The organism is Desulforhopalus vacuolatus (assembly GCF_016918505.1).
GTDB lineage: Bacteria > Desulfobacterota > Desulfobulbia > Desulfobulbales > Desulfocapsaceae > Desulforhopalus > Desulforhopalus vacuolatus.
Genome location: NZ_JAFFPZ010000003.1, coordinates 114665 through 133468 on the forward strand (window position 1 = coordinate 114665; position 18804 = coordinate 133468).

Below are 18804 nucleotides of genomic sequence, written 5' to 3' on the forward strand. Positions count from 1 at the left end.
ATTCAGCGAAGGAAAACAAGGGTTATTCCCTGGTTTCCACGGTTAAGATATTCACTCTCAGCCAGTTTTGGGTAGCGTTGCAACCAGTGCTTTGCTGCCCGGAGGTTCTGTGAAAATGCCTCTCCGGCAAGATAGCCGCCAATTTCTCCAAGACTCGCCTGGTAATCAAGCACCTTGCGGCACTCCACCCGAATGCTGCCGCCGCGACCACTCGATCCGTAACCATGAATCAGAACAAGAAGAGTGATTCCGCTGTGCTTTGCCTCTCCAATTCGCTGCGTCATCCGCTGCAGGGCATCCTCAACGGTGGGCAGGTCATATTTCAAGTTAATCGTCCTGCGGCGGAATTTTTTCCGTCCGCCTCCAGGAGTCTGTTTGCTGCCGCAAAATGGACAAACTGCGCTCTCAGCTCTAATTCTATTTCCACAGGTCTCACAGTGAACGAACATGATACTACCCTCTCATCTTTTCCCCCGCCATTACAACTCCATTACATTCGACGTGCGGATATAACTCCGGGAAGCTGGCGGAGGTGCTGCAAAAGGGTTCGCATCTGCTCAGCACCTTCCACTTCGACAACAATGGTCATTTGCGCCTGGTCCTCAGGAGAAGAGTGGGCAGTGACTTCAACAATGTTGGAGCCTTCAGCTGTGATAACTCCCCCAACTTCGGCGAAGAGCCCGCGTTTATTGTCAGCCTGGAGAAAGATTGTAGTTTGAAAGGTTTTCTCCGCAATTCCCGCCCAGTTCACCGCAATCAGACGGTTGGGATCAGCATGCTTGAGGTTTGGACAGTTTGCCTTGTGGATCGATACTCCATGTCCGATGGTGATAAAGCCAACGATATCATCTCCCGGAATGGGACTGCAGCACTTACTGAGTTTGACCAGTATCCCCTCCACACCGTCAATATCGACCCCGGAGCCGTCCTTCACACTCTGTGATTTACCGCCAGCCGCAATCTCGCCAATCCTTTCAAGGCTCATTTCCATGGGGCCGGTACCAGCAGCAGGTACCTCAGCGGGCTGCAGTGCACGAGTGATATTCTCAACCGCAATCACGCCACTGCCCACCTTGATCAATAAATCATCAAGGGAGTTGCAATGCACGGCTTTGAGCAGGAGGCGAATATGACCCGACTTAATAATCTTCTTCAGGGACATCTGATGACGGCGAATCGCCTGATCGCAGATCTCCCGACCAAGTTGCAGGGCTTTCTCCTTCTCCTCACGGCGCAGCCAGGAACGTACCCGGGCACGGGCCCGCCCTGTTTTGACCAGATCCAGCCAGTCCCGTTTGGGCTGTTGAGTTGCCGAGGTGATGATCTCTACGACGTCACCGTTCTGGAGCTCATACTTCAGGGGTACATGGCGATTACCGATTTTGGCACCGATGCAGTGATCCCCAATCTCAGTGTGGATAGAGTAGGCAAAATCGATGGGACAGCTCCCCGCTGGCAGCTCACGCACCTCACCGCCGGGAGTAAGGACAAAAACCTCCGGATCGTAAAGCTCAGCCATCAGACTGTCCATAAACTCCCGGGGATCTTCAACCTCCTGTAAAGACGCGACCAGCTTCTTCAGTTCATGGAAAAGTTTCGTGTCACGGGTGTTGGCACTGGCTCCCTCTTTGTAGGCCCAGTGGGCGGCAACCCCTTCCTGGGCAACCTTGTCCATCTCATCGGTGCGAATCTGAATCTCAATGAAGTGACCGCGCGGGCCCAGCACGGTGGTATGCATAGACTGATAGTTATTGGTTTTGGGAACGGAGATAAAGTCCTTGATGCGTTCCTGAATAGGCGACCACATGGAGTGGATAACTCCAAGAGCTCCGTAGCATTCCGGGATAGTATTGACGATGATACGGAACGCAACCTTGTCATACACCTTCTCCAGCGTGATATTCTGGGCAATGAGTTTTTTGTAGATAGAATAGAGATGTTTTGGCCGACCGTAGACACGGAGTGGATACACTCCTCCGTCAGCGAGACTTTTCTTGAGAAGAGCAAGGACTTCATCAACGTACCGTTGACGGTCCTCAAGAGAGACCTTCATTTTCGCCTCAAGGGAGGCATACTCTTCAGGATACAGATAACTGAAGGCCGTGTCTTCCAGCTCACGCTTAAGCCACTCAATCCCGAGGCGGCTGGCCAGCGGCGCGTAAATATCCATGGTCTCACGTGATATGCTAATCTGCATTTCGCGATTAACGGTATCCAGTGAAAACATATCCTGCAACCGGTCAACGAGGCGAATAAGCAATACCCGGATATCACTGGCAACAGCCAGCAGCATCTTCCGCATCGAATTCGCCTTGGAGGCGAGCTGAGTGTTATAAACCACACGGGTCACCCGACTCATTCCGTCTACAATGGAGGCGACATCTTCCCCGAATTTGTGCTCCAGTTCCTTAAAAGGTATCCCGCCATGACGCATTACGCCGTGCAGCAGGCCGCCAAGTACAGTGTCATAATCAAGCTGCATGGAGGCAAGCGTCTGCGCCACCGCACTGACGTGCTCAAGGTACGGTTTACCGGAAAAGTGGTGCTGCCCCTTATGTACCTTGCAGGCAAACTCCCACGCTTCATCCAGATTTACCGTAGTCTCCGGCGGCAGGTAGTTGCCGAGCAGAACCTTAAGCTCCGTTATTTCGGAATACTCACTCATAACTTATTCTCTCAGTCGATCTGCAACTCTCTGACAATACGGGATTTCAACTCTCTGGCTGCACTTTCAGGTGCAAGAGACTCCACCTCGCCGCTGCGGCGATTGCGCAACTCGAAATTACCATCCTTCTTAAAACCGCGTCCCACGGTAATCCGCCAGGGAATACCAAGCAGATCAGCATCCTTGAACTTGATTCCTGGCCGCTCTTCACGGTCATCAAGGAGAACGTCAACTCCCTCGGCCTGCAGTTCAGCATAGAGATTTTCCGCCGCACCGGTGATTTCTTCATCATCGGTACCAAGATTCACGATTACCACCTGCATCGGCGCAAGAGGCAGGGGGAAGATGATCCCGTCTCTGTCATGATTCTGTTCTATGGCTGCTGCCACAACACGGGTAACACCGATACCGTAGCACCCCATGGCCAGCGGCTTTTCCAGCCCGTCGCTGTCCTGGAAGGTGGCATTCATTGCCTCAGAGTAGCGGGTACCCAGTTTGAAGACATGCCCGACCTCAATTCCCTCGGTGAGACTAAGCCTGCCGCCGCATTGCGGGCAGGGGTCTTCGATGGTGATCTGGCGCAGGTCAGCGACTGCTTCCGGAGTAAAATCGCGGCCGCAGTTGATGTTTTTCATATGGATATTTTTTTCGTTACCACCAGCGTAGAAATTGCGCATGGCTGCCACTTCCTGATCAGCGACAAGGCGAATCCTGATCCCTACAGGACCAAGATACCCTGTGGGAACGCCGGTAGCATCGAACACAGCCTTATCTTCTGCCAGTTCAACTTCTGAGGCACCAAGAAGATTTTTCAGCTTCACCTCCTCAACCTCCCGGTCTCCACGTACACAGACTGCAACAAACTCAACCTCGTCGCCTTTCTCCACCCGGTACACCATGGTCTTCACCAGTTGCTGCGGATTGATACCGAGAAATTCACAGACTGTGACAACCTTGCGCTTACCAGGGGTCTCCACTTTTTCGAGATCCAGAGGTGCATCATCGTTACCTGCAGCAGGTGCTGCAACCTCGGCCTTCTCCATATTGGCAGCGTAATCGCACTCATTACAGACAACGATGGTATCCTCACCCGTAGCGGCCAGTACCATGAATTCGTGGGAATAATTACCGCCGATAGCACCGGAATCCGCCTGCACGGCGCGGAAATCCAATCCGCAGCGGGTGAAGATGCGTTTGTAGGCATCAAACATCTTCTGATAGGAAATCAAGGCCGCCTCGTCACTCACGTCAAAGCTGTAGGCATCTTTCATAATAAATTCGCGGCCCCGCATCAGGCCAAAACGCGGACGAATTTCATCGCGGAATTTCGTTTGAATCTGGTAAAGATTAATCGGCAGATTACGCCAGGAATGAATTTCGCGACGGGCCAGATCGGTTATCACCTCTTCATGCGTCGGTCCGAGGCAGGATTCACGTTCGTGCCGGTCTTTGAAACGCAACAGCTCCGGACCATATTTCTGATAGCGGCCGGTCTCTTTCCAAAGTTCAGCGGGCTGCACCATCGGCAGCAGCAGCTCCTGCGCTCCGGCACGGTTCATCTCTTCACGAACAATATTCTCCACCTTGCGGATGGCTTTAAGGCCAAGCGGCAGATAGGAATACACTCCGGCAGTAAGTTTACGGATGAAACCGGCACGCAGCATCAACTGATGGCTGATAACCTCGGCGTCGGCGGGGGTTTCTTTCAGGGTGGGGAGCAGAGTTTCTGAATATCGCATAATTGCTTCCTGTAAAATATTTATAGGGGGGGGGCGGGCGCAGCCTCACCCTCTGTTTTTATATTCTGTGTCCATCTTACGCAGCTCACCGACAAAGACAGTGAGCAGTTCATCCTCGGGAACATTCTTCCAGATAACGCCTTTTTTAAAGATGAGTCCGAATCCTTTCCCTCCGGCGATACCTATATCCGCCTGTTTGGCCTCTCCCGGACCATTCACAACACAGCCCATTACCGCCACCTTCAGCGGACTCTCCATGGTCTGCACTATTCGCTCGACCTCTTCGGCGAGACTGAAAAGGTCAATCTGAGTTCGGCCGCAGGTCGGGCAGGAGATCAGCTCGGGACCACGGACCCGAATCTTCAGAGAACGCAGCAGCTCAAAGCCAACCCGAACCTCTTCAACCGGATCACGGGTCAGGGAAACGCGCAGGGTGTCACCAATACCCTCGAAGAGCAGCATGCCGAGGGCCAGACTCGATTTTACCGTCCCGGCAATCAGTCCGCCTGCCTCTGTTACGCCGATATGCAGCGGATAGTCGGTGGCAGCAGAAAGCTGGCGGTAACTGCTGATAGTAGTGAGGACGTCTGGAGATTTAATGGAGATCTTAATTTGATCCCAGCCATATTTTTCTACCAGACGAACGTTGCGCAGGGCACTCTCAATCAATGCACTGCTGTCCTTTTCGTCAGGGTAACCGTATTTTTCCAGCAGATCCTTTTCAATAGAACCACTGTTCACTCCCACCCGGATGGAAACACGGTGCATTTTTGCAGCTTCCACCACCATCCTGGTCTTCTCTTCCCCGCCAAGGTTGCCGGGATTGATGCGAATGGCATCGGCACCATTTTCCATGGCAGCAATGGCGAGGCGATACTTGAAATGGATATCGGCGATCACGGGAATGGAAATGGCGTCATGAATGGCTCGAATGGCTCCGGCGGCCTCTTCATCAAGGACAGCTACCCGGATAATATCACAACCGGCAGCTTCAAGGCGTTTGATCTGGGCGACAGTAGCATCCACATCGCGGGTATCGGTATTGGTCATCGACTGTACGGAGATAAGGTTGTCGCCACCGATTTTCACCGTACCAACTGAGATCTCCTTTGTTGCGCGTCGCGTTATCATTACGTCCTCTTCTGTGCAAGATTAAGTTCAGCATCCGACTTGCGGATATAGAGTGGCGCACCATCTGCCCCCGCCACCTTCTCCCCTGCTTCAAGCTGTTCAGCGCCGAGAAAGCCAAGAACATCTGCGGCAGGATGGTTGCACCACGCAGGAGCGAAGCGTGCCCTTTCCCCAAGTTCCTTTTTCAGTATTTCGTGGTACAGAACCGCACCATCTCCAGCAAAGAGAACAGACCCGGCAAGGCAGGATGCCAGTTCAAGGGGTGGAAGAACCATCGGTTCTTCACGCCTGGTAATTCGCCCCTCTTCAAGCTGAAAACACTGGGCATAGACCTCTTTTTTGCGGGCATCCAGCACCGCACAGATCCGTTCTCCCGGGAAATGTTCACCGGCCCCGGCCGCGACCAGCTCAAGGGTTGAGCAGCCGAGCAGCGGCAGTCCGGCAGAAAAGGTCAATCCTCTGGCGGTGGCCATGCCAATGCGCAGCCCCGTGAAGCTTCCCGGTCCGAAACCGACAGCCACCCCGGCAAGATCAGACCAGCCGAGTTCCAGCCCCCGCATCAACATGTCAACCGAGGCAAGCAGCCGTCGCGAGTGAGTGATTCCTCTGAATGTCAATGAAGCAAGAACCTGGCCCTGCCGAATGGTGCCTTCAGTAATGGCAACGGTACAGAATGGAGTTGCGGTGTCAAAGGAAAGAATTTTCACCCAATCAACCGCATGATATCATTATAAAAAGCAAATATAATCAGTGTGCCAAGCAGGCCAACACCAATCTGCTGGGCGAAAACCATGACCTTCTCGTTCATCGGTTTGCGCGTGATTGCCTCAATGGTGAAAAACATCAGGTGCCCACCGTCGAGCACTGGAATGGGCAGCAGGTTGAGAATACCAAGGTTGATACTGATCAGCCCCATGAAGAAGGCCAGCTCCCCCCAGCCATGCTGCAGTCTGTTGCCTGCCTCCTGGGCAATGAGAATCGGGCCACCGAGCTGAGACGCAGGTACATTGCCGAGTACAAGCTGCTCCATCCCTTTCAGAATGAGGGTAAAGATGTTCCATGTACTGAGGGTTGCCTCCTTCAGAGAATCCACCGGGCCAACCCGTGTATAGATAACATCGGACCGTCCGTTAATGCCCACCAGCCAGCGCTCGCCCGCTTCTTTGCCGAAGATATCCCGCGTCATCTCTTTTTCCGGGGTGATCGTCAGCTCAACCTGTTTCCCCTCCCGTTCAAGGAGAAAATCTAATTTTTCTCCCTTGCTTTCCCCCACCGTTGTGACCACATCGCTCCACTTTTCGATACGGGTCCCATCAATTTCACGGATAAGATCTCCCTCCTGCACACCCGCACGGTCGGCGGGAGAGCTTTTCACCAGCCCTCCGACCTCGGCATACATATTAACACCGGAAGGGACTCCACCGACGAGGAAAACACAAAAGAAGAGCAGAATGGGAAAAAGCAAATTGAAGAGTGGCCCGGCGAGAACAATGAGAAAACGCTTCCACAAAGGTTTGTATATAAAGGACGCATCGCGGTCAGCCTCGGAGATATCCTGCTCATCCAGGTTCTCACCAAACATTTTGACAAAACCCCCCAGAGGTATTGCTGAGAGGGCATACTCCGTTTCCCCTATGGTTTTACTGGCGAGAACCGGCCCGAAACCAAGGGAAAATTTGAGTACCCGCACCCCAGCCATTTTGGCAAAAAAGAAGTGCCCAAATTCGTGGATGAAGATAAGAACACCAAGAACAATTATAAATGCAATCAGAGTAGTCATAAAACTCAGAAGAAGAATTAGAGGGAATCAATAATGTGTGATGCTTCTTTACGGGCACGGCTGTCCGCAGCGAGAATAGCTTCAAGTTCATCTTCCCGCCCATCATGAACTATATCAATTGTCCTCGCAACTGTCTCGGCGATTTGCAGATATTTCAGTCGGCCCGCAAGAAACGCCGCCACGGCAACCTCATTGGCAGCATTGAGAACTGCGGGAAGTACTCCGCCTCCGGCGATTGCATCAAAGGCAAGCTGCAGAGCAGGAAAGACCTTAAGATCGGGTTTGTAGAATTCAAGAGAGCCACAGTCTGTAAGGCTGAGTCGCTTCATTCCCAGCTCCATTCGTTCAGGGCAGGAAAGTGCATAAGCGATCGGCAGTCGCATGTCGGGAATACCGAGCTGTGCGATGATGGAGCCGTCGCGAAACTCCACTGCGGAGTGGACGATGGACTGCGGATGGACAAGAACCTCAATATTTTCTGCGGTAACATCAAACAACCAGCGCGCTTCAATAACCTCAAGCCCCTTGTTCATCAGGGTAGAAGAATCAATGGATACTTTCGGCCCCATGTTCCAGTTGGGGTGTGCCAGTGCCTGCTCAGGGGTAATGTCAGCAAGCTCCGCCATATTCCTGCCACGAAACGGCCCGCCGGATGCCGTGAGAAGTATCTTATGCAGATCCTCCCGGCGACCGGCGGCAAGAGACTGAAAAATTGCAGAGTGTTCCGAATCCACCGGCAGAAGAGCTACCCCTTTGCGACGCACAGACTCCATCACCAGCCGACCGGCCATGACGAGTGTCTCTTTATTGGCAAGAGCAATATCCTTTCCCGCCTCAATTGCTGCAAGAGTGGGCAGCAGGCCCGCTGCGCCAACAATGGCGGAAAGAACAAGGGTGGAATCACCATGAGTTGCCACTGTGCGGTTTCCCTCGGCACCATGAAGGATTTCCCCTTTAAATTCCGGGATGAGACTGCGCAGTTCCACGGCCCGCACGTCATCAAGCACTGAGACCAGTTCCGGCTTGAATTCGCGAATCTGACGGGCAAAAAGTTGCACGTTTTTTCCGGCAGCCATGGCGGCGACCTTAAAGCGCTGCGGATACTGCCGGACAACATTGAGGGTGTTCACACCGATGGAACCGGTAGCACCAAGCAGAGAGAGTGTTGTCATGGGATCACAGGAGAATCGGTAAAACAGATGAGAAACCAGTACAGTGCCGGAACAGCAAAGAGCAACGAGTCAACCCGGTCGAGAACACCGCCGTGCCCGCCGAGGATAACACCGGAGTCTTTTATTCCCGTACCGCGTTTAATGATGGACTCGGTAAGATCACCAAGAATTCCCAAAAGGGAAAGGATAATGGCCAGCCCCGAGAGGAACAGAACATCAGGCGTTTCAAGAAGCCAGAAACCGAATATGAGGATGGCGGCAATGGCACTGAGAACGCCTCCAATTGCCCCTTCTATAGTTTTTTTAGGGCTTACGGCCTGACAGAGTGTATGGCGTCCAAATTGTTTGCCGCAGAAATAGGCACCAGTATCGGAGCCCGCAGTAACAGCAGTGGCGAGCAGGATCCAGATATTTCCTTCCGGAAGGTTGCGGGTAAGGCAGAGATGGGCAGAGAGAATCCCGACGTAGAAGATGCCAAAGAAGATGCGGGTAAAACAGAGAAAGCTATCCTTCGGACTTTTACGACCAAAATGAATGATCTGCTCACAGGAAAGAAGGAGAAAGCTGAGAAGCGCTGCAGCCAGCAAACTTTTTGGGAGTGGCCAGATCATCGCCGCAAGAACGGGAGAGCAGAGAAGCAGATCATAAAAGAGACGCTGAAAGAGAGCAAATCGACGACTCTCCTCCCCCCGGGGTATGGTCATACGCACATACTCATCAGCGGCAATGGCTGCCGCAGCAGCCACAACAACGTTGAAAAGAGAGACACAACCGTACAGCAGAATCAATAACCAGAAGGCGGCAAGCAAAATTCCGGGAATGATACGTTTCATCGTGACTGGCACCTCAGTTGTTCGCCAGTGCGCCCGAAGCGACGTTCGCGGCGTTGATAATCAACCAGTGTTTCAAGAAAAATTGTTCGCCTGAAATCCGGCCACATAACATCGGAAAAGCAAATCTCAGCATAGGAAAGCTGCCAGAGGAGAAAATTGGAAAGACGTGCTTCGCCCCCGGTACGGATCATCAAATCAGGATCAGGGATTCCCCTGGTATCAAGGAGGGAAGAAAAATACTTTTCATCAATATCCTCAACCTGCAGCTGTCCATCAAGACAACAATTCGCGGTACTGCGAACAGCCCGCACGATCTCATCACGGCCGCCATAACTGAGAGCGAGGGTAAGAGTGAGAGCGGAGTTGTTTTTCGTTTGTTCAATAGTTTCTTCCAGCGTCTCTCGAACGAAAGCTGGAAGGCGACTGAGATTACCTATGGAACAAAGCCGGATGCTGTTCTGCAGCATCTTACGCAGTTCGGACTGAAGGTATTTTTGCAGGATCGACATCAATCCACTGACCTCCTCCTGGGGGCGACGCCAGTTCTCTGATGAAAAAGCATAGAGCGTCAAATATTCAATACCAATCTCCCTGCACGTCTCAACAATATCACGTACAGATTCTGCGCCGGCTCGATGACCAAAAAGACGGGGCTTCATTTGTCGTTTGGCCCATCGCCCGTTTCCATCCATGATTATTGCAACATGGCGGGGGAGGCGGGTAAGATCAAGAGAGTCGAGAATGTTGTCCATGAATTAAAAACAGAAGACCGCGCCCTCAGACGTCAGACTTCCATGACCTCCTTTTCTTTGCTGGCAGTGGCTTCATCAATCTGCTTGATATGCATAACTGTGGCAGTTTGAGCATCATCCTGCAATTTGAACAGATCGTCTTCGGAGATTTCTTTATCTTTCTTTTGTTTTTTGAGAGTCTCAATAGCATCGCGGCGGACATTGCGAACAGCAACGCGGAACTCTTCAGCAATCTTCTTCACCTGTTTGACAAGGACTTTACGGCGTTCTTCGGTAAGTTGCGGAATATTGAGGCGGATAATCTTGCCGTCATTGTCAGGGTTAAGACCGATATCAGACTTGAGAATAGCCTTCCCAATGGCTGGCAGCATCTGGGGATCCCAGGGCTGAATGGCAATCATACGGCTTTCCGGAATGGTTATCGTTCCGACCTGATTAAGCGGCATACTGCCACCATAGGCATCTACAGTTATATCATCAAGGATACTGATGCTGGCCCGCCCTGTACGAATTTTGGAGAGATCAACCTTGAACGCCTCAATACTTTTGCTCATTTTATCTGACATTTCTGCAATTACATCACTCATAGTTCGTTCCTCATATTTGACAACAACAGATTCATGCATGAATTACAGTACCAACTTTCCCGCCCATCGCCGCTTTAAGAATATTACCTCTCACATTCATGTTTAACACCATAATCGGCAAATTATCCTCACGCGCAAGGGCAATACCCGCAGCGTCCATGACGCGTAAATTTTTCCGCAGGACATCAGAAGATGTCAACTCTTCATATTTTACTGCATCAGGAAATTTTACAGGATCTTTATCATAAACGCCGTCAACCTTGGTCGCTTTAATAATAACATCAGCATCAATTTCAAGTGCCCGTAAAACCCCGGCAGAATCGGTTGTAAAATAGGGATTACCCGTACCTGCAGCGAAAATAACGACCCTGCCCTTTTCGAGGTGACGGGTAGCCCGTCGCCGGATGTAGGGCTCCGAAACTGTCTGCATGGGAATAGCGGACATTACACGGGTGGTAACCAGTTTGCGTTCTAACGCATCCTGCATGGCGAGACTGTTGATAACGGTAGCCAGCATGCCCATATTATCCGCTGTGGTACGGTCCATCCCCCTGGATGCTCCGGCTACACCGCGAAAAATATTGCCTGCACCGACAACAATGCCGAGCTCGACCCCGAAGGCAACAAGGTCCTTTACCTCTCCAGCCACGAAATCCAGCACCGACGTATTGATACCATAACTGTCACTGCCCATCAGGGCTTCACCACTGAGTTTAAGGAGAATACGTTTATATTTCAAATCTGACATGGCGGGACTCCTCTTATACGGCAGGATAAATGTTAGAAGGAATGCACAACAAGTGGGGAAAAGTTGCAGACGGCGGAGAAACCGTCGTCTGCGAAAATCGAACAGGAATTAATTCCCGCCGACCTGAAAACGGGCGAAACGTTTAATTGAAATATTTTCACCCATCTTGGCTATAATGTCACTCAACAGATCTTGAATAGTAAGGTCTGGATTCTTGACAAACTTCTGCTCAAGCAATGCAACCTCAGCGACAAATTTATCAAGCTTCCCCTTAACCATTTTCTCAGCAATTGCTTGAGGTTTTCCAGAATCAAGAGCCTGTTGAATATAAATTTCTCTTTCGCGGTTAAGAATTTCTTCAGGAATATTTTCCCGCACAACTGCGACCGGGTTTGTTGCGGCAATGTGCATGGCAACGTCCCGTGCAAACGTTGTAAAATCTTGATTTCTGGCAACAAAATCAGTTTCACAACCTATCTCGACAAGCACACCGAGTTTTCCCCCCGCATGAATGTATGTTTCAACAACACCTTCACTGGTTGCACGATCAGCGCGCTTTGCAGCGACAGAAAGACCTTTCTGGCGGAGCAGATCAACAGCCTGCTCCATATCGCCGTCAGTCTTTTCAAGCGCTTTTTTGCAATCCATCATCCCAGCCTGAGTTTTATCCCGCAGCTCTTTTACCATTTTGCTGGTAATTGCCATGATTATCTCCTTGAATATTCTATTGCCGGACCATGAAATGACAGGGCCCTGGTTACTATAACGCAGGCCGCAAAGGTAGCGGCACAATTAAAAAAGGGAACGCAGTCACCGTCTCCTGTACAAAGAAAAGGGGTCGTCACAGCGACCCCTTTTTCTTAACACATTGAAGGGGTCAACATGAATCAGGCATCTGCCCCCTGGCTGTCCCCTGCTGCTGCCATCTCGGCACCAGCATCAGACATAGCGGCAGCAACGGCTTCATCAGAAGCATTTTCACCATCACGCAGAGCCTTACCGGCAAGCACAGACTCGGCAATATTATGGCTCATGAGTGTAATGGAACGAATGGCATCATCATTCCCAGGGATAATATAATCAATATTGTCTGGATCGCAGTTCGTATCAGTAACAGCAACGACCGTAATTCCTAATTTCACTGCTTCAGTAACGGCTATCGATTCTTTTCGTGGATCAATGATGAAGATCACAGAAGGAAGGCTTTTCATATTTTTAATCCCCCCGACATTGCGCTCCAACTTGATGCGTTCCTTCTCCATAAGCAAAATTTCTTTCTTGGGAAAGCGGTTAATGGAGCCGTCAGCCTGCATGGATTCAATAGATTTCAAACGATCAATACTGTTTTTAATCGTTTGGAAATTTGTCAACATGCCACCAAGCCAGCGATGATCGACATAAAACATGCCACAACGACAGGCTTCTTCATTAATGATTGCCTGAGCCTGACGCTTTGTCCCGACGAACAGTACGTCCCCGCCCTGCTTCACCTCATTCGTTATAAAATTACATGCTTTGTCAAAAAGTTTTTTGGTGACATCAAGATTAACGATATAAATACCGTTACGCGGTCCATAAATATAGGGCTTCATCTTTGGATTCCAGCGTCTGGTCTGATGGCCAAAATGGACGCCAGCCTGTAACATGTCACGAACAGAAACGTTAACCATGGTATTTCTCCATCTGGTTTAATCCTCCATCCCCATCAACCGCAACATACGGCACCAGTTTCTGCAGGGATGTGTGTAATAACAGGGAGACCCCTTTGGTCAACCTGCAAAAATAAACCCCGTATTTTAGCATAAGGAGAAAGTTAATGCAACCTTGCAACTGTTCAACAGCATCATCTCCGGTATATCCGGCTGTGTGGGAAACAGAGGAGTACATCGAAGAACCAGTCTTTCGCCCCCTCTTCTTCGTTGCAGTCAAAAATTATCCCCGGAGGGAAGCCCCAGACTCCGATATCAAACTTATACCATTTCTATTAAGTTCTGACCTTACTTAATGCCATTTTCACTTTCTATTGGCGAATTTAAAGGCAAAAACTTTTTGCCAACGAATAATACCATTCCTATTAAGTTGTAACCCGTTTTGCATCCTGTTTGTCCATTCGTGGTTACAAACGACAAAAGGAACCACGAATTATTACTGGAAAAACCAGATGAGAATGCCCTTGTGGTTGCTTTGAGATAATTGATGTTCTCCGTGTCCTTCCGTGTTTTCCGTGGCAGCCAATCTTATTCATAATAATTCTGGTACACTGTACGGCTTAACTCCGGATACAAACGTTTTCGTTTAATGCGTTGTCCCTGTTCGTGAAAATTCGTGGTTACAAATTGCAAAAGGAACCACAAATGGATACGGATAAACACGAAAAAAAAAGCCGGTGTGAAAGGAAAATCTTTCACACCGGCTCAAAAAAAAATCAGGGAAAAGAAGCAATTAAGCTTCAGGGGTCTCAATTTTTTCTTCGTACCCAACAAGCTCAATGATAGCCATGCTCGCACAATCACCTTGCCGGGTTCCGGTACGGAGAATACGTGTATACCCACCTTTCCGATCTTCAAACTTATCTTTTATTTCATTAAAAAGTTTGTCAACTACACTTACGCTTCGAATAAAACTGAGAGCCTGCCGGCGCGCATGTAAATCGCCCCTTTTGCCAAGAGTAATCATTTTCTCGGCAACAGGGCGAAGTTCTTTTGCCTTCTCAGTAGTTGTAACAATACGCTCATGTTCAAACAAAGAAGTAACCATATTCCTGAGCATGGCCACCCGATGAGAGGTGGTCCGTCCAAGTCTTCTTCCTGCATATTGATGTCTCATGTCTTTTTCCTCAAAATGTTTGCAACCACTTGGGTATCACAAATAAAAGATTACGATTCTTCACTCTCGGCCCGCTGGTGAGGCGGAATCCAATTATCAAATTTCATGCCCAGCGAGAGATCCATCTCAGCGAGAAGAACCTTGATTTCATTTAAAGATTTGCGACCAAAATTTTTGGTTTTGAGCATTTCCTGGTCTGTTTTCTGAGCAAGATCACCAATATAATTGATATCTGCATTCTTGAGGCAGTTCGCTGAGCGGACAGACAGTTCAAGATCCTCTACAGGCTTGTCAAGATAGGGATTCAGAGGTTCGACCTCTTCTTCCTGACGTTTAACGACCTGAGAACGGGCTTTTTCTTCATCAAAATTGATGAAAATGGTCATCTGTTCCTTGAGAATTTTGGCAGCATACGCCAATGCATTTTCAGGTTTCAGGCTGCCATCCGTCTCAATTTCAAGAGTCAATTTATCATAATCAGTCTGCTGACCTACACGAGCCTGCGATGTCACATGCTGCATCTTCTTGATGGGTGTAAAAATAGCATCAATCGGAATCTGTCCAATCGACAAATCGTCCTTATTCATCTTTTCAGAAGGCTGATACCCTTTCCCCCACTCAACTGTCAACTCAGCCTGGAATGTAACATCTCCGGTAAGAGTGCAGACAATTTGCTCAGGATTCAGAACTTCAACCATCAGGTTCCCATCAATATCTCCTGCAGTGACTATACCTGGTCCGGTTTTACAGAGAGTAACTTTTTGAGAATCACCAGAGAGAAGTCGAAGACGTATCTGTTTCAAATTAAGAATAATCTGACTCACGTCCTCCATGATATCCTTCATGGGAGTAAATTCATGGAGCGCCCCCTCAATCTTAACAGAGGTTATAGCTACACCCTGAATAGACGAAAGAAGAATTCTACGAAGCGAATTACCAATAGTCGTCGCGAAGCCTCTTTCAAGAGGCTGGCAGACAAATTTACCATATGTGTCGGAATTCTTGTCAGGATCAATTTCAATCCGATCCGGAGTAATCAGCTCAAGCCAATTACGGTGAAACGGAATTTTATCATCTGCTGCCTGAGTCATGGATTTCCTTTACTGTTAAAGGGACAACAAAATGTTAAAGGGACAACAAAAACTATAAATAAAAGAAGTTACGACAAAAAGGTTTATCATTTTGACATGGCCATACAGACCTGACAAAACGATAAACCTTACAATGCCATTCAATTATTTAGAGTAAAGTTCAACGATAAGATGCTCTTGAATAGGCATGGTAATCTCGTCCCTGTTGGGCTGAGCTTTCACAGTGGCCTTGAAGTTGTCTTTGTCCAACTCAATCCAACTTGGTACACCACGACGGGCAACTATTTCAAGACTGTCAATAACAGCAGTATTAGTACGGCTTTTTTCACGAATACTCACAACATCACCTTCAGAAACCAAAAAAGAAGGGATATTCACTTTTTTACCATTCACAAGAACATGGCTGTGACGGACAAGCTGTCGAGCCTGATTCCGAGACGCTGCAAACCCCATGCGAAACACTGCATTATCAAGTCTGCGCTCCAGAAGGACAAGAAGGTTTTCACCAGCCACGCCCTTTTGACGTTCTGCCTTCAGGAACGTAAGATGAAACTGTCCCTCAAGAAGTCCATAAAGGCTCTTTACTTTTTGCTTCTCACGCAACTGAACAGCATAGTCCGATTGCTTTTTGAAGCGAGCCTGCCCATGTTGCCCGGGCGCGAACGCCCGACGTTCAAAGGAGCACTTGTCGGAATAACAGCGATCTCCCTTAAGAAACAACTTCATATTTTCTCGCCTGCATCGACGACATGCGGCACCGACATTTCTAGCCAACCTCGGCCTCCATTCAGTTTAATGAAAATTCAAATAAAATGAGCTTACACACGCCGACGCTTAGGCGGTTTACAGCCGTTATGCGGGATGGGTGTGACGTCACTGATTTTGTTTACTTCAAACCCCGTGTTAATCAGTGCACGCAGAGCTGCTTCTCTTCCTGGACCAGGACCTTTAACACGTACTTCAACCTTGCGCATACCAAGATCAGAGGCCTTCTTTGCAGCATCAGTGAGAGCATTTTGAGCGGCAAAGGGGGTGCTTTTACGTGAGCCCTTAAATCCGAGAACTCCGGCACTGCACCAGGATACGACATTGCCCTGCTTATCTGAAATAGTAACGATCGTATTGTTGAATGTAGAATAAACAAACACCACACCCTCAGATACGTTCTTTTTTACCTTTTTCTTTTTAGCGACAGCCATTGTTAACACCTGTTAAATTTCGATTACTTACGCCGAGAAGCGCCTCTACGCGGCCCCTTGCAGGTTCTGGCATTGGTTTTAGTTTTTTGTCCACGGCATGGAAGGCCCATTCTGTGTCGCCTACCCCGATAACAACCAAGATCAGTGAGTCGTTTGATATCCATGGATACCGCACGCCTCCGATCACCCTCAACTACATATTCTGCTTCAAGAACCTTACGAATGCGATTCACATCTTCACCATCAAGATCATCACTGCTCATGGTGTAAGGCAAATCGACTTCATCAAGAATTTTACGGGCTGACGTCAATCCAATACCGTGGATATAAGTCAATGCCCTGTCCATGTGTTTATTTTTAGGAAGGTCAACCCCTGCTATACGTGCCAAGATAATTCTCCTTGAAAAAGCTTATAGATATATAGACGGCTAATTACCCTTGTCTTTGTTTATGCTTTTTTACTTTACAATCAACGCGCACAACACCCTTGCGCTTATAGACTTTACAATCGCTGCAGATCTTTTTAACTGATGAACGTACTTTCATAATTAAGCCCTCTATTTTCTCTTTTTAGCATTTTTAGTACGAAAAGTAACTCTCCCCCGGGTCAAATCATAGGGTGAAAGCTCTACAGTAACACGATCACCAGGCAGAATCTTAATGAAGTGCATACGCATCTTCCCAGAAATATGAGCAAGCACCTTATGTCCATTATCCAGTTCAACACGAAACATCGCGTTCGGTAAAGGCTCAACAATCGTACCCTCGACCTCAATAGCTTCTTCTTTTGACATGTATCCCTCGAGATTTCCTTTAAACGTCCTAAAAAAACGGTATTATAACCAGCTTACACGATTTTTGGAAGCTTTTTTTTTATTTTTGAAGGAGTAATCGCCACGATCTCTCTCGGGTCATTGTCTTCATCTCCGCCCAGAGACCCTGCCCTGCTTCATAAAACCTTCATAATTTCGCATATGAAGATGAGATTCTATCTGCGAAATAGTATCGATAGCAACACCCACAACAATAAGAAGTGCAGTACCCCCGAAATAAAAAGGCACATTAAACTGACTGATAAGAACAGTAGGCAATACACAGACAACACTGAGGTAGGCAGCCCCAACCACGGTAAGTCTGGTTAATACCTTATCAAGAAAATCCGCAGTTTTCTGCCCTGGACGAATTCCGGGAATAAACCCGCCATTTTTCTTTAAGTTATCAGCAACATCATCTGGTTTAAAAGTAACAGCTGTATAAAAAAAGCAGAAGAAAACAATCATTACAACATAACAGAGGTAATACCAGACAGACCCCGGAGACAGTGCAGAACTCACTCTCTGAACCCAGTCAACCTGGATGAAAGCACCAATTGTCGCAGGAAACATCATAATAGAGGATGCAAAAATTGGTGGAATAACCCCGGAAATATTTATTTTCAACGGCAGATGAGAATTCTGCCCGGCATAGACACGTCTGCCGACAACTCTCTTTGCATAGGATATGGGTATCCGCCTCTGACTCGTTTCAAAGAAAACAATTACCGCAACAACAAAAAACATAAAGAGGAGAAAAATGGGAATATAAAACGGAGGTATCGTTCCAGCCTCAATCAGCTTTATAGAACTGCCAACTGCAGCAGGACCGGATGCAACAATCCCGGCAAAAATAACGAGAGAGATACCATTTCCAACTCCCCTTTCAGTCACCTGTTCACCAAGCCACATGATAAAAGCCGTGCCGGTCGTCAGCGTGAGAATAGTCATCAGAATAAACTGAATTCCGGGATCCTGAACGATGGCTGCTCCATTAGGCCCGCTCATCCCCTGCAGACCTCTTGCGATAAAAGCCCCTTGAATAATACTGAGTAAAACCGTCCCGTAACGGGTATATTGAGTGATTTTCCTCTGGCCGGCCTGCCCGTCCTTTTTCAAATCTTCAAGCTGAGGAATCACTACTGTAAGCAATTGAATAATAATAGAGGCACTGATATAGGGCATAATCCCCAGAGCAAACACAGAAAAGTTCTTCAATGCACCGCCAGAGAACATATTCACCATGCCGAACAGTGTCTTGCTGTTCTGATCAAAAAAAGCACCAAGAGCTTCGCCATTAATTCCAGGCGTCGGAATTTGAACTCCTATACGATAGACAGCAAGCATAATCAACGTAAACAGAATACGCCGCCTCAATTCTGGGATCCCGGCAGCACTTCCAATTCCACTCATGATAACCTACCCTTTAAAAGTGGTAAGCGGCGTAGTCATATTCCGACAGCCACTAA

Annotated in this window: 21 protein-coding genes; all 21 read right to left on the reverse strand. The window is 48.7% G+C overall.

Annotation, left to right across the window (positions count from 1 at the left end; all coding sequences use genetic code 11):
- Positions 1–2: 2 nt before the first annotated feature.
- The 21 genes from JWG39_RS03115 to secY all read right to left on the reverse strand — a co-directional run bounded on the left by JWG39_RS03115 (position 3) and on the right by secY (position 18748).
- Positions 3–449: a hypothetical protein gene (locus tag JWG39_RS03115; protein WP_205217904.1), complete on the reverse strand. Its 447-nt coding sequence runs from the start codon at positions 447–449 to the stop codon at positions 3–5.
- A gap of 41 nt (positions 450–490) precedes the next feature.
- The gene (locus JWG39_RS03120) at positions 491–2665 is read right to left on the reverse strand and encodes a RelA/SpoT family protein (RefSeq protein ID WP_205217905.1); all 2175 of its coding nucleotides are present in this window, start codon (positions 2663–2665) and stop codon (positions 491–493) included.
- Between the two features lie 11 nt (positions 2666–2676).
- Positions 2677–4404 carry a proline--tRNA ligase gene (locus JWG39_RS03125; protein WP_205217906.1) on the reverse strand — a complete coding sequence of 576 codons (1728 nt, stop codon included), beginning with the start codon at positions 4402–4404 and terminating at the stop codon, positions 2677–2679.
- A 45-nt stretch (positions 4405–4449) separates the two neighbouring features.
- A complete protein-coding gene (ispG, locus tag JWG39_RS03130) occupies positions 4450–5535 on the reverse strand; it encodes a flavodoxin-dependent (E)-4-hydroxy-3-methylbut-2-enyl-diphosphate synthase (RefSeq protein ID WP_205217907.1) in 1086 nt (361 codons plus the stop codon).
- A complete protein-coding gene (tsaB, locus tag JWG39_RS03135) occupies positions 5535–6242 on the reverse strand; it encodes a tRNA (adenosine(37)-N6)-threonylcarbamoyltransferase complex dimerization subunit type 1 TsaB (RefSeq protein WP_205217908.1) in 708 nt (235 codons plus the stop codon). The genes ispG and tsaB overlap by 1 nt, the downstream gene beginning before the upstream one ends.
- On the reverse strand, positions 6239–7315 hold the full coding sequence (gene rseP / locus JWG39_RS03140; protein ID WP_205217909.1) for an RIP metalloprotease RseP: 1077 nt from the start codon (positions 7313–7315) through the stop codon (positions 6239–6241). The genes tsaB and rseP overlap by 4 nt, the downstream gene beginning before the upstream one ends.
- Before the next feature lie 17 nt (positions 7316–7332).
- Positions 7333–8487 (reverse strand): 1-deoxy-D-xylulose-5-phosphate reductoisomerase, encoded by a 1155-nt coding sequence (locus JWG39_RS03145; RefSeq protein ID WP_205217910.1) that lies wholly within the window; start codon positions 8485–8487, stop codon positions 7333–7335.
- Positions 8484–9320, reverse strand: a complete 837-nt coding sequence (locus JWG39_RS03150; RefSeq protein WP_205217911.1) for a phosphatidate cytidylyltransferase — start codon at positions 9318–9320, stop codon at positions 8484–8486. Before JWG39_RS03150 ends, JWG39_RS03145 begins: the two co-directional genes overlap by 4 nt.
- Positions 9317–10072, reverse strand: a complete 756-nt coding sequence (gene uppS / locus JWG39_RS03155) for an undecaprenyl pyrophosphate synthase (protein ID WP_205217912.1) — start codon at positions 10070–10072, stop codon at positions 9317–9319. Before uppS ends, JWG39_RS03150 begins: the two co-directional genes overlap by 4 nt.
- Before the next feature lie 32 nt (positions 10073–10104).
- Positions 10105–10659 carry a ribosome recycling factor gene (frr, locus tag JWG39_RS03160; RefSeq protein ID WP_205217913.1) on the reverse strand — a complete coding sequence of 185 codons (555 nt, stop codon included), beginning with the start codon at positions 10657–10659 and terminating at the stop codon, positions 10105–10107.
- 31 nt (positions 10660–10690) lie between these two features.
- Complete coding sequence (gene pyrH, locus JWG39_RS03165; RefSeq protein ID WP_205217914.1) at positions 10691–11407, reverse strand: UMP kinase; 717 nt, start codon at positions 11405–11407, stop codon at positions 10691–10693.
- Positions 11408–11515: 108 nt separating this feature from the next.
- Positions 11516–12130: a translation elongation factor Ts gene (gene tsf / locus JWG39_RS03170; protein ID WP_369130560.1), complete on the reverse strand. Its 615-nt coding sequence runs from the start codon at positions 12128–12130 to the stop codon at positions 11516–11518.
- Positions 12131–12294: 164 nt separating this feature from the next.
- Positions 12295–13077: a 30S ribosomal protein S2 gene (gene rpsB / locus JWG39_RS03175; RefSeq protein ID WP_205217915.1), complete on the reverse strand. Its 783-nt coding sequence runs from the start codon at positions 13075–13077 to the stop codon at positions 12295–12297.
- Positions 13078–13849: 772 nt separating this feature from the next.
- A complete protein-coding gene (gene rplQ / locus JWG39_RS03180) occupies positions 13850–14233 on the reverse strand; it encodes a 50S ribosomal protein L17 (RefSeq protein WP_205217916.1) in 384 nt (127 codons plus the stop codon).
- A 50-nt stretch (positions 14234–14283) separates the two neighbouring features.
- On the reverse strand, positions 14284–15324 hold the full coding sequence (locus JWG39_RS03185) for a DNA-directed RNA polymerase subunit alpha (RefSeq protein ID WP_205217917.1): 1041 nt from the start codon (positions 15322–15324) through the stop codon (positions 14284–14286).
- Between the two features lie 144 nt (positions 15325–15468).
- Entirely contained in the window at positions 15469–16098 is a 630-nt protein-coding gene (rpsD, locus tag JWG39_RS03190) for a 30S ribosomal protein S4 (RefSeq protein WP_205217918.1), read from the reverse strand.
- 44 nt (positions 16099–16142) lie between these two features.
- Positions 16143–16523 carry a 30S ribosomal protein S11 gene (rpsK, locus tag JWG39_RS03195; protein WP_205217919.1) on the reverse strand — a complete coding sequence of 127 codons (381 nt, stop codon included), beginning with the start codon at positions 16521–16523 and terminating at the stop codon, positions 16143–16145.
- A 23-nt stretch (positions 16524–16546) separates the two neighbouring features.
- Entirely contained in the window at positions 16547–16912 is a 366-nt protein-coding gene (gene rpsM, locus JWG39_RS03200; protein WP_205217920.1) for a 30S ribosomal protein S13, read from the reverse strand.
- A gap of 43 nt (positions 16913–16955) precedes the next feature.
- Positions 16956–17069, reverse strand: coding sequence for a 50S ribosomal protein L36 (gene rpmJ / locus JWG39_RS03205; protein WP_205217921.1), 114 nt, complete (start codon positions 17067–17069; stop codon positions 16956–16958).
- Positions 17070–17080: 11 nt separating this feature from the next.
- The gene (gene infA / locus JWG39_RS03210) at positions 17081–17317 is read right to left on the reverse strand and encodes a translation initiation factor IF-1 (RefSeq protein WP_205217922.1); all 237 of its coding nucleotides are present in this window, start codon (positions 17315–17317) and stop codon (positions 17081–17083) included.
- Between the two features lie 126 nt (positions 17318–17443).
- Entirely contained in the window at positions 17444–18748 is a 1305-nt protein-coding gene (gene secY / locus JWG39_RS03215; protein WP_205217923.1) for a preprotein translocase subunit SecY, read from the reverse strand.
- Between the last annotated feature and the right edge of the window lie 56 nt (positions 18749–18804).

Excerpts from the sequence above, each read along its gene's own strand:
- JWG39_RS03115 (WP_205217904.1), bottom strand. The coding sequence starts at position 449 with ATGTTCGTTCACTGTGAGACCTGTGGAAATAGAATTAGAGCTGAGAGC.
- JWG39_RS03120 (WP_205217905.1), bottom strand. The coding sequence starts at position 2,665 with ATGAGTGAGTATTCCGAAATAACGGAGCTTAAGGTTCTGCTCGGCAAC.
- JWG39_RS03125 (WP_205217906.1), bottom strand. The coding sequence starts at position 4,404 with ATGCGATATTCAGAAACTCTGCTCCCCACCCTGAAAGAAACCCCCGCC.
- ispG (WP_205217907.1), bottom strand. The coding sequence starts at position 5,535 with ATGATAACGCGACGCGCAACAAAGGAGATCTCAGTTGGTACGGTGAAA.
- rseP (WP_205217909.1), bottom strand. The coding sequence starts at position 7,315 with ATGACTACTCTGATTGCATTTATAATTGTTCTTGGTGTTCTTATCTTC.
- JWG39_RS03145 (WP_205217910.1), bottom strand. The coding sequence starts at position 8,487 with ATGACAACACTCTCTCTGCTTGGTGCTACCGGTTCCATCGGTGTGAAC.
- JWG39_RS03150 (WP_205217911.1), bottom strand. The coding sequence starts at position 9,320 with ATGAAACGTATCATTCCCGGAATTTTGCTTGCCGCCTTCTGGTTATTG.
- uppS (WP_205217912.1), bottom strand. The coding sequence starts at position 10,072 with ATGGACAACATTCTCGACTCTCTTGATCTTACCCGCCTCCCCCGCCAT.
- frr (WP_205217913.1), bottom strand. The coding sequence starts at position 10,659 with ATGAGTGATGTAATTGCAGAAATGTCAGATAAAATGAGCAAAAGTATT.
- pyrH (WP_205217914.1), bottom strand. The coding sequence starts at position 11,407 with ATGTCAGATTTGAAATATAAACGTATTCTCCTTAAACTCAGTGGTGAA.
- rpsB (WP_205217915.1), bottom strand. The coding sequence starts at position 13,077 with ATGGTTAACGTTTCTGTTCGTGACATGTTACAGGCTGGCGTCCATTTT.
- rplQ (WP_205217916.1), bottom strand. The coding sequence starts at position 14,233 with ATGAGACATCAATATGCAGGAAGAAGACTTGGACGGACCACCTCTCAT.
- JWG39_RS03185 (WP_205217917.1), bottom strand. The coding sequence starts at position 15,324 with ATGACTCAGGCAGCAGATGATAAAATTCCGTTTCACCGTAATTGGCTT.
- rpsK (WP_205217919.1), bottom strand. The coding sequence starts at position 16,523 with ATGGCTGTCGCTAAAAAGAAAAAGGTAAAAAAGAACGTATCTGAGGGT.
- rpmJ (WP_205217921.1), bottom strand. The coding sequence starts at position 17,069 with ATGAAAGTACGTTCATCAGTTAAAAAGATCTGCAGCGATTGTAAAGTC.
- infA (WP_205217922.1), bottom strand. The coding sequence starts at position 17,317 with ATGTCAAAAGAAGAAGCTATTGAGGTCGAGGGTACGATTGTTGAGCCT.
- secY (WP_205217923.1), bottom strand. The coding sequence starts at position 18,748 with ATGAGTGGAATTGGAAGTGCTGCCGGGATCCCAGAATTGAGGCGGCGT.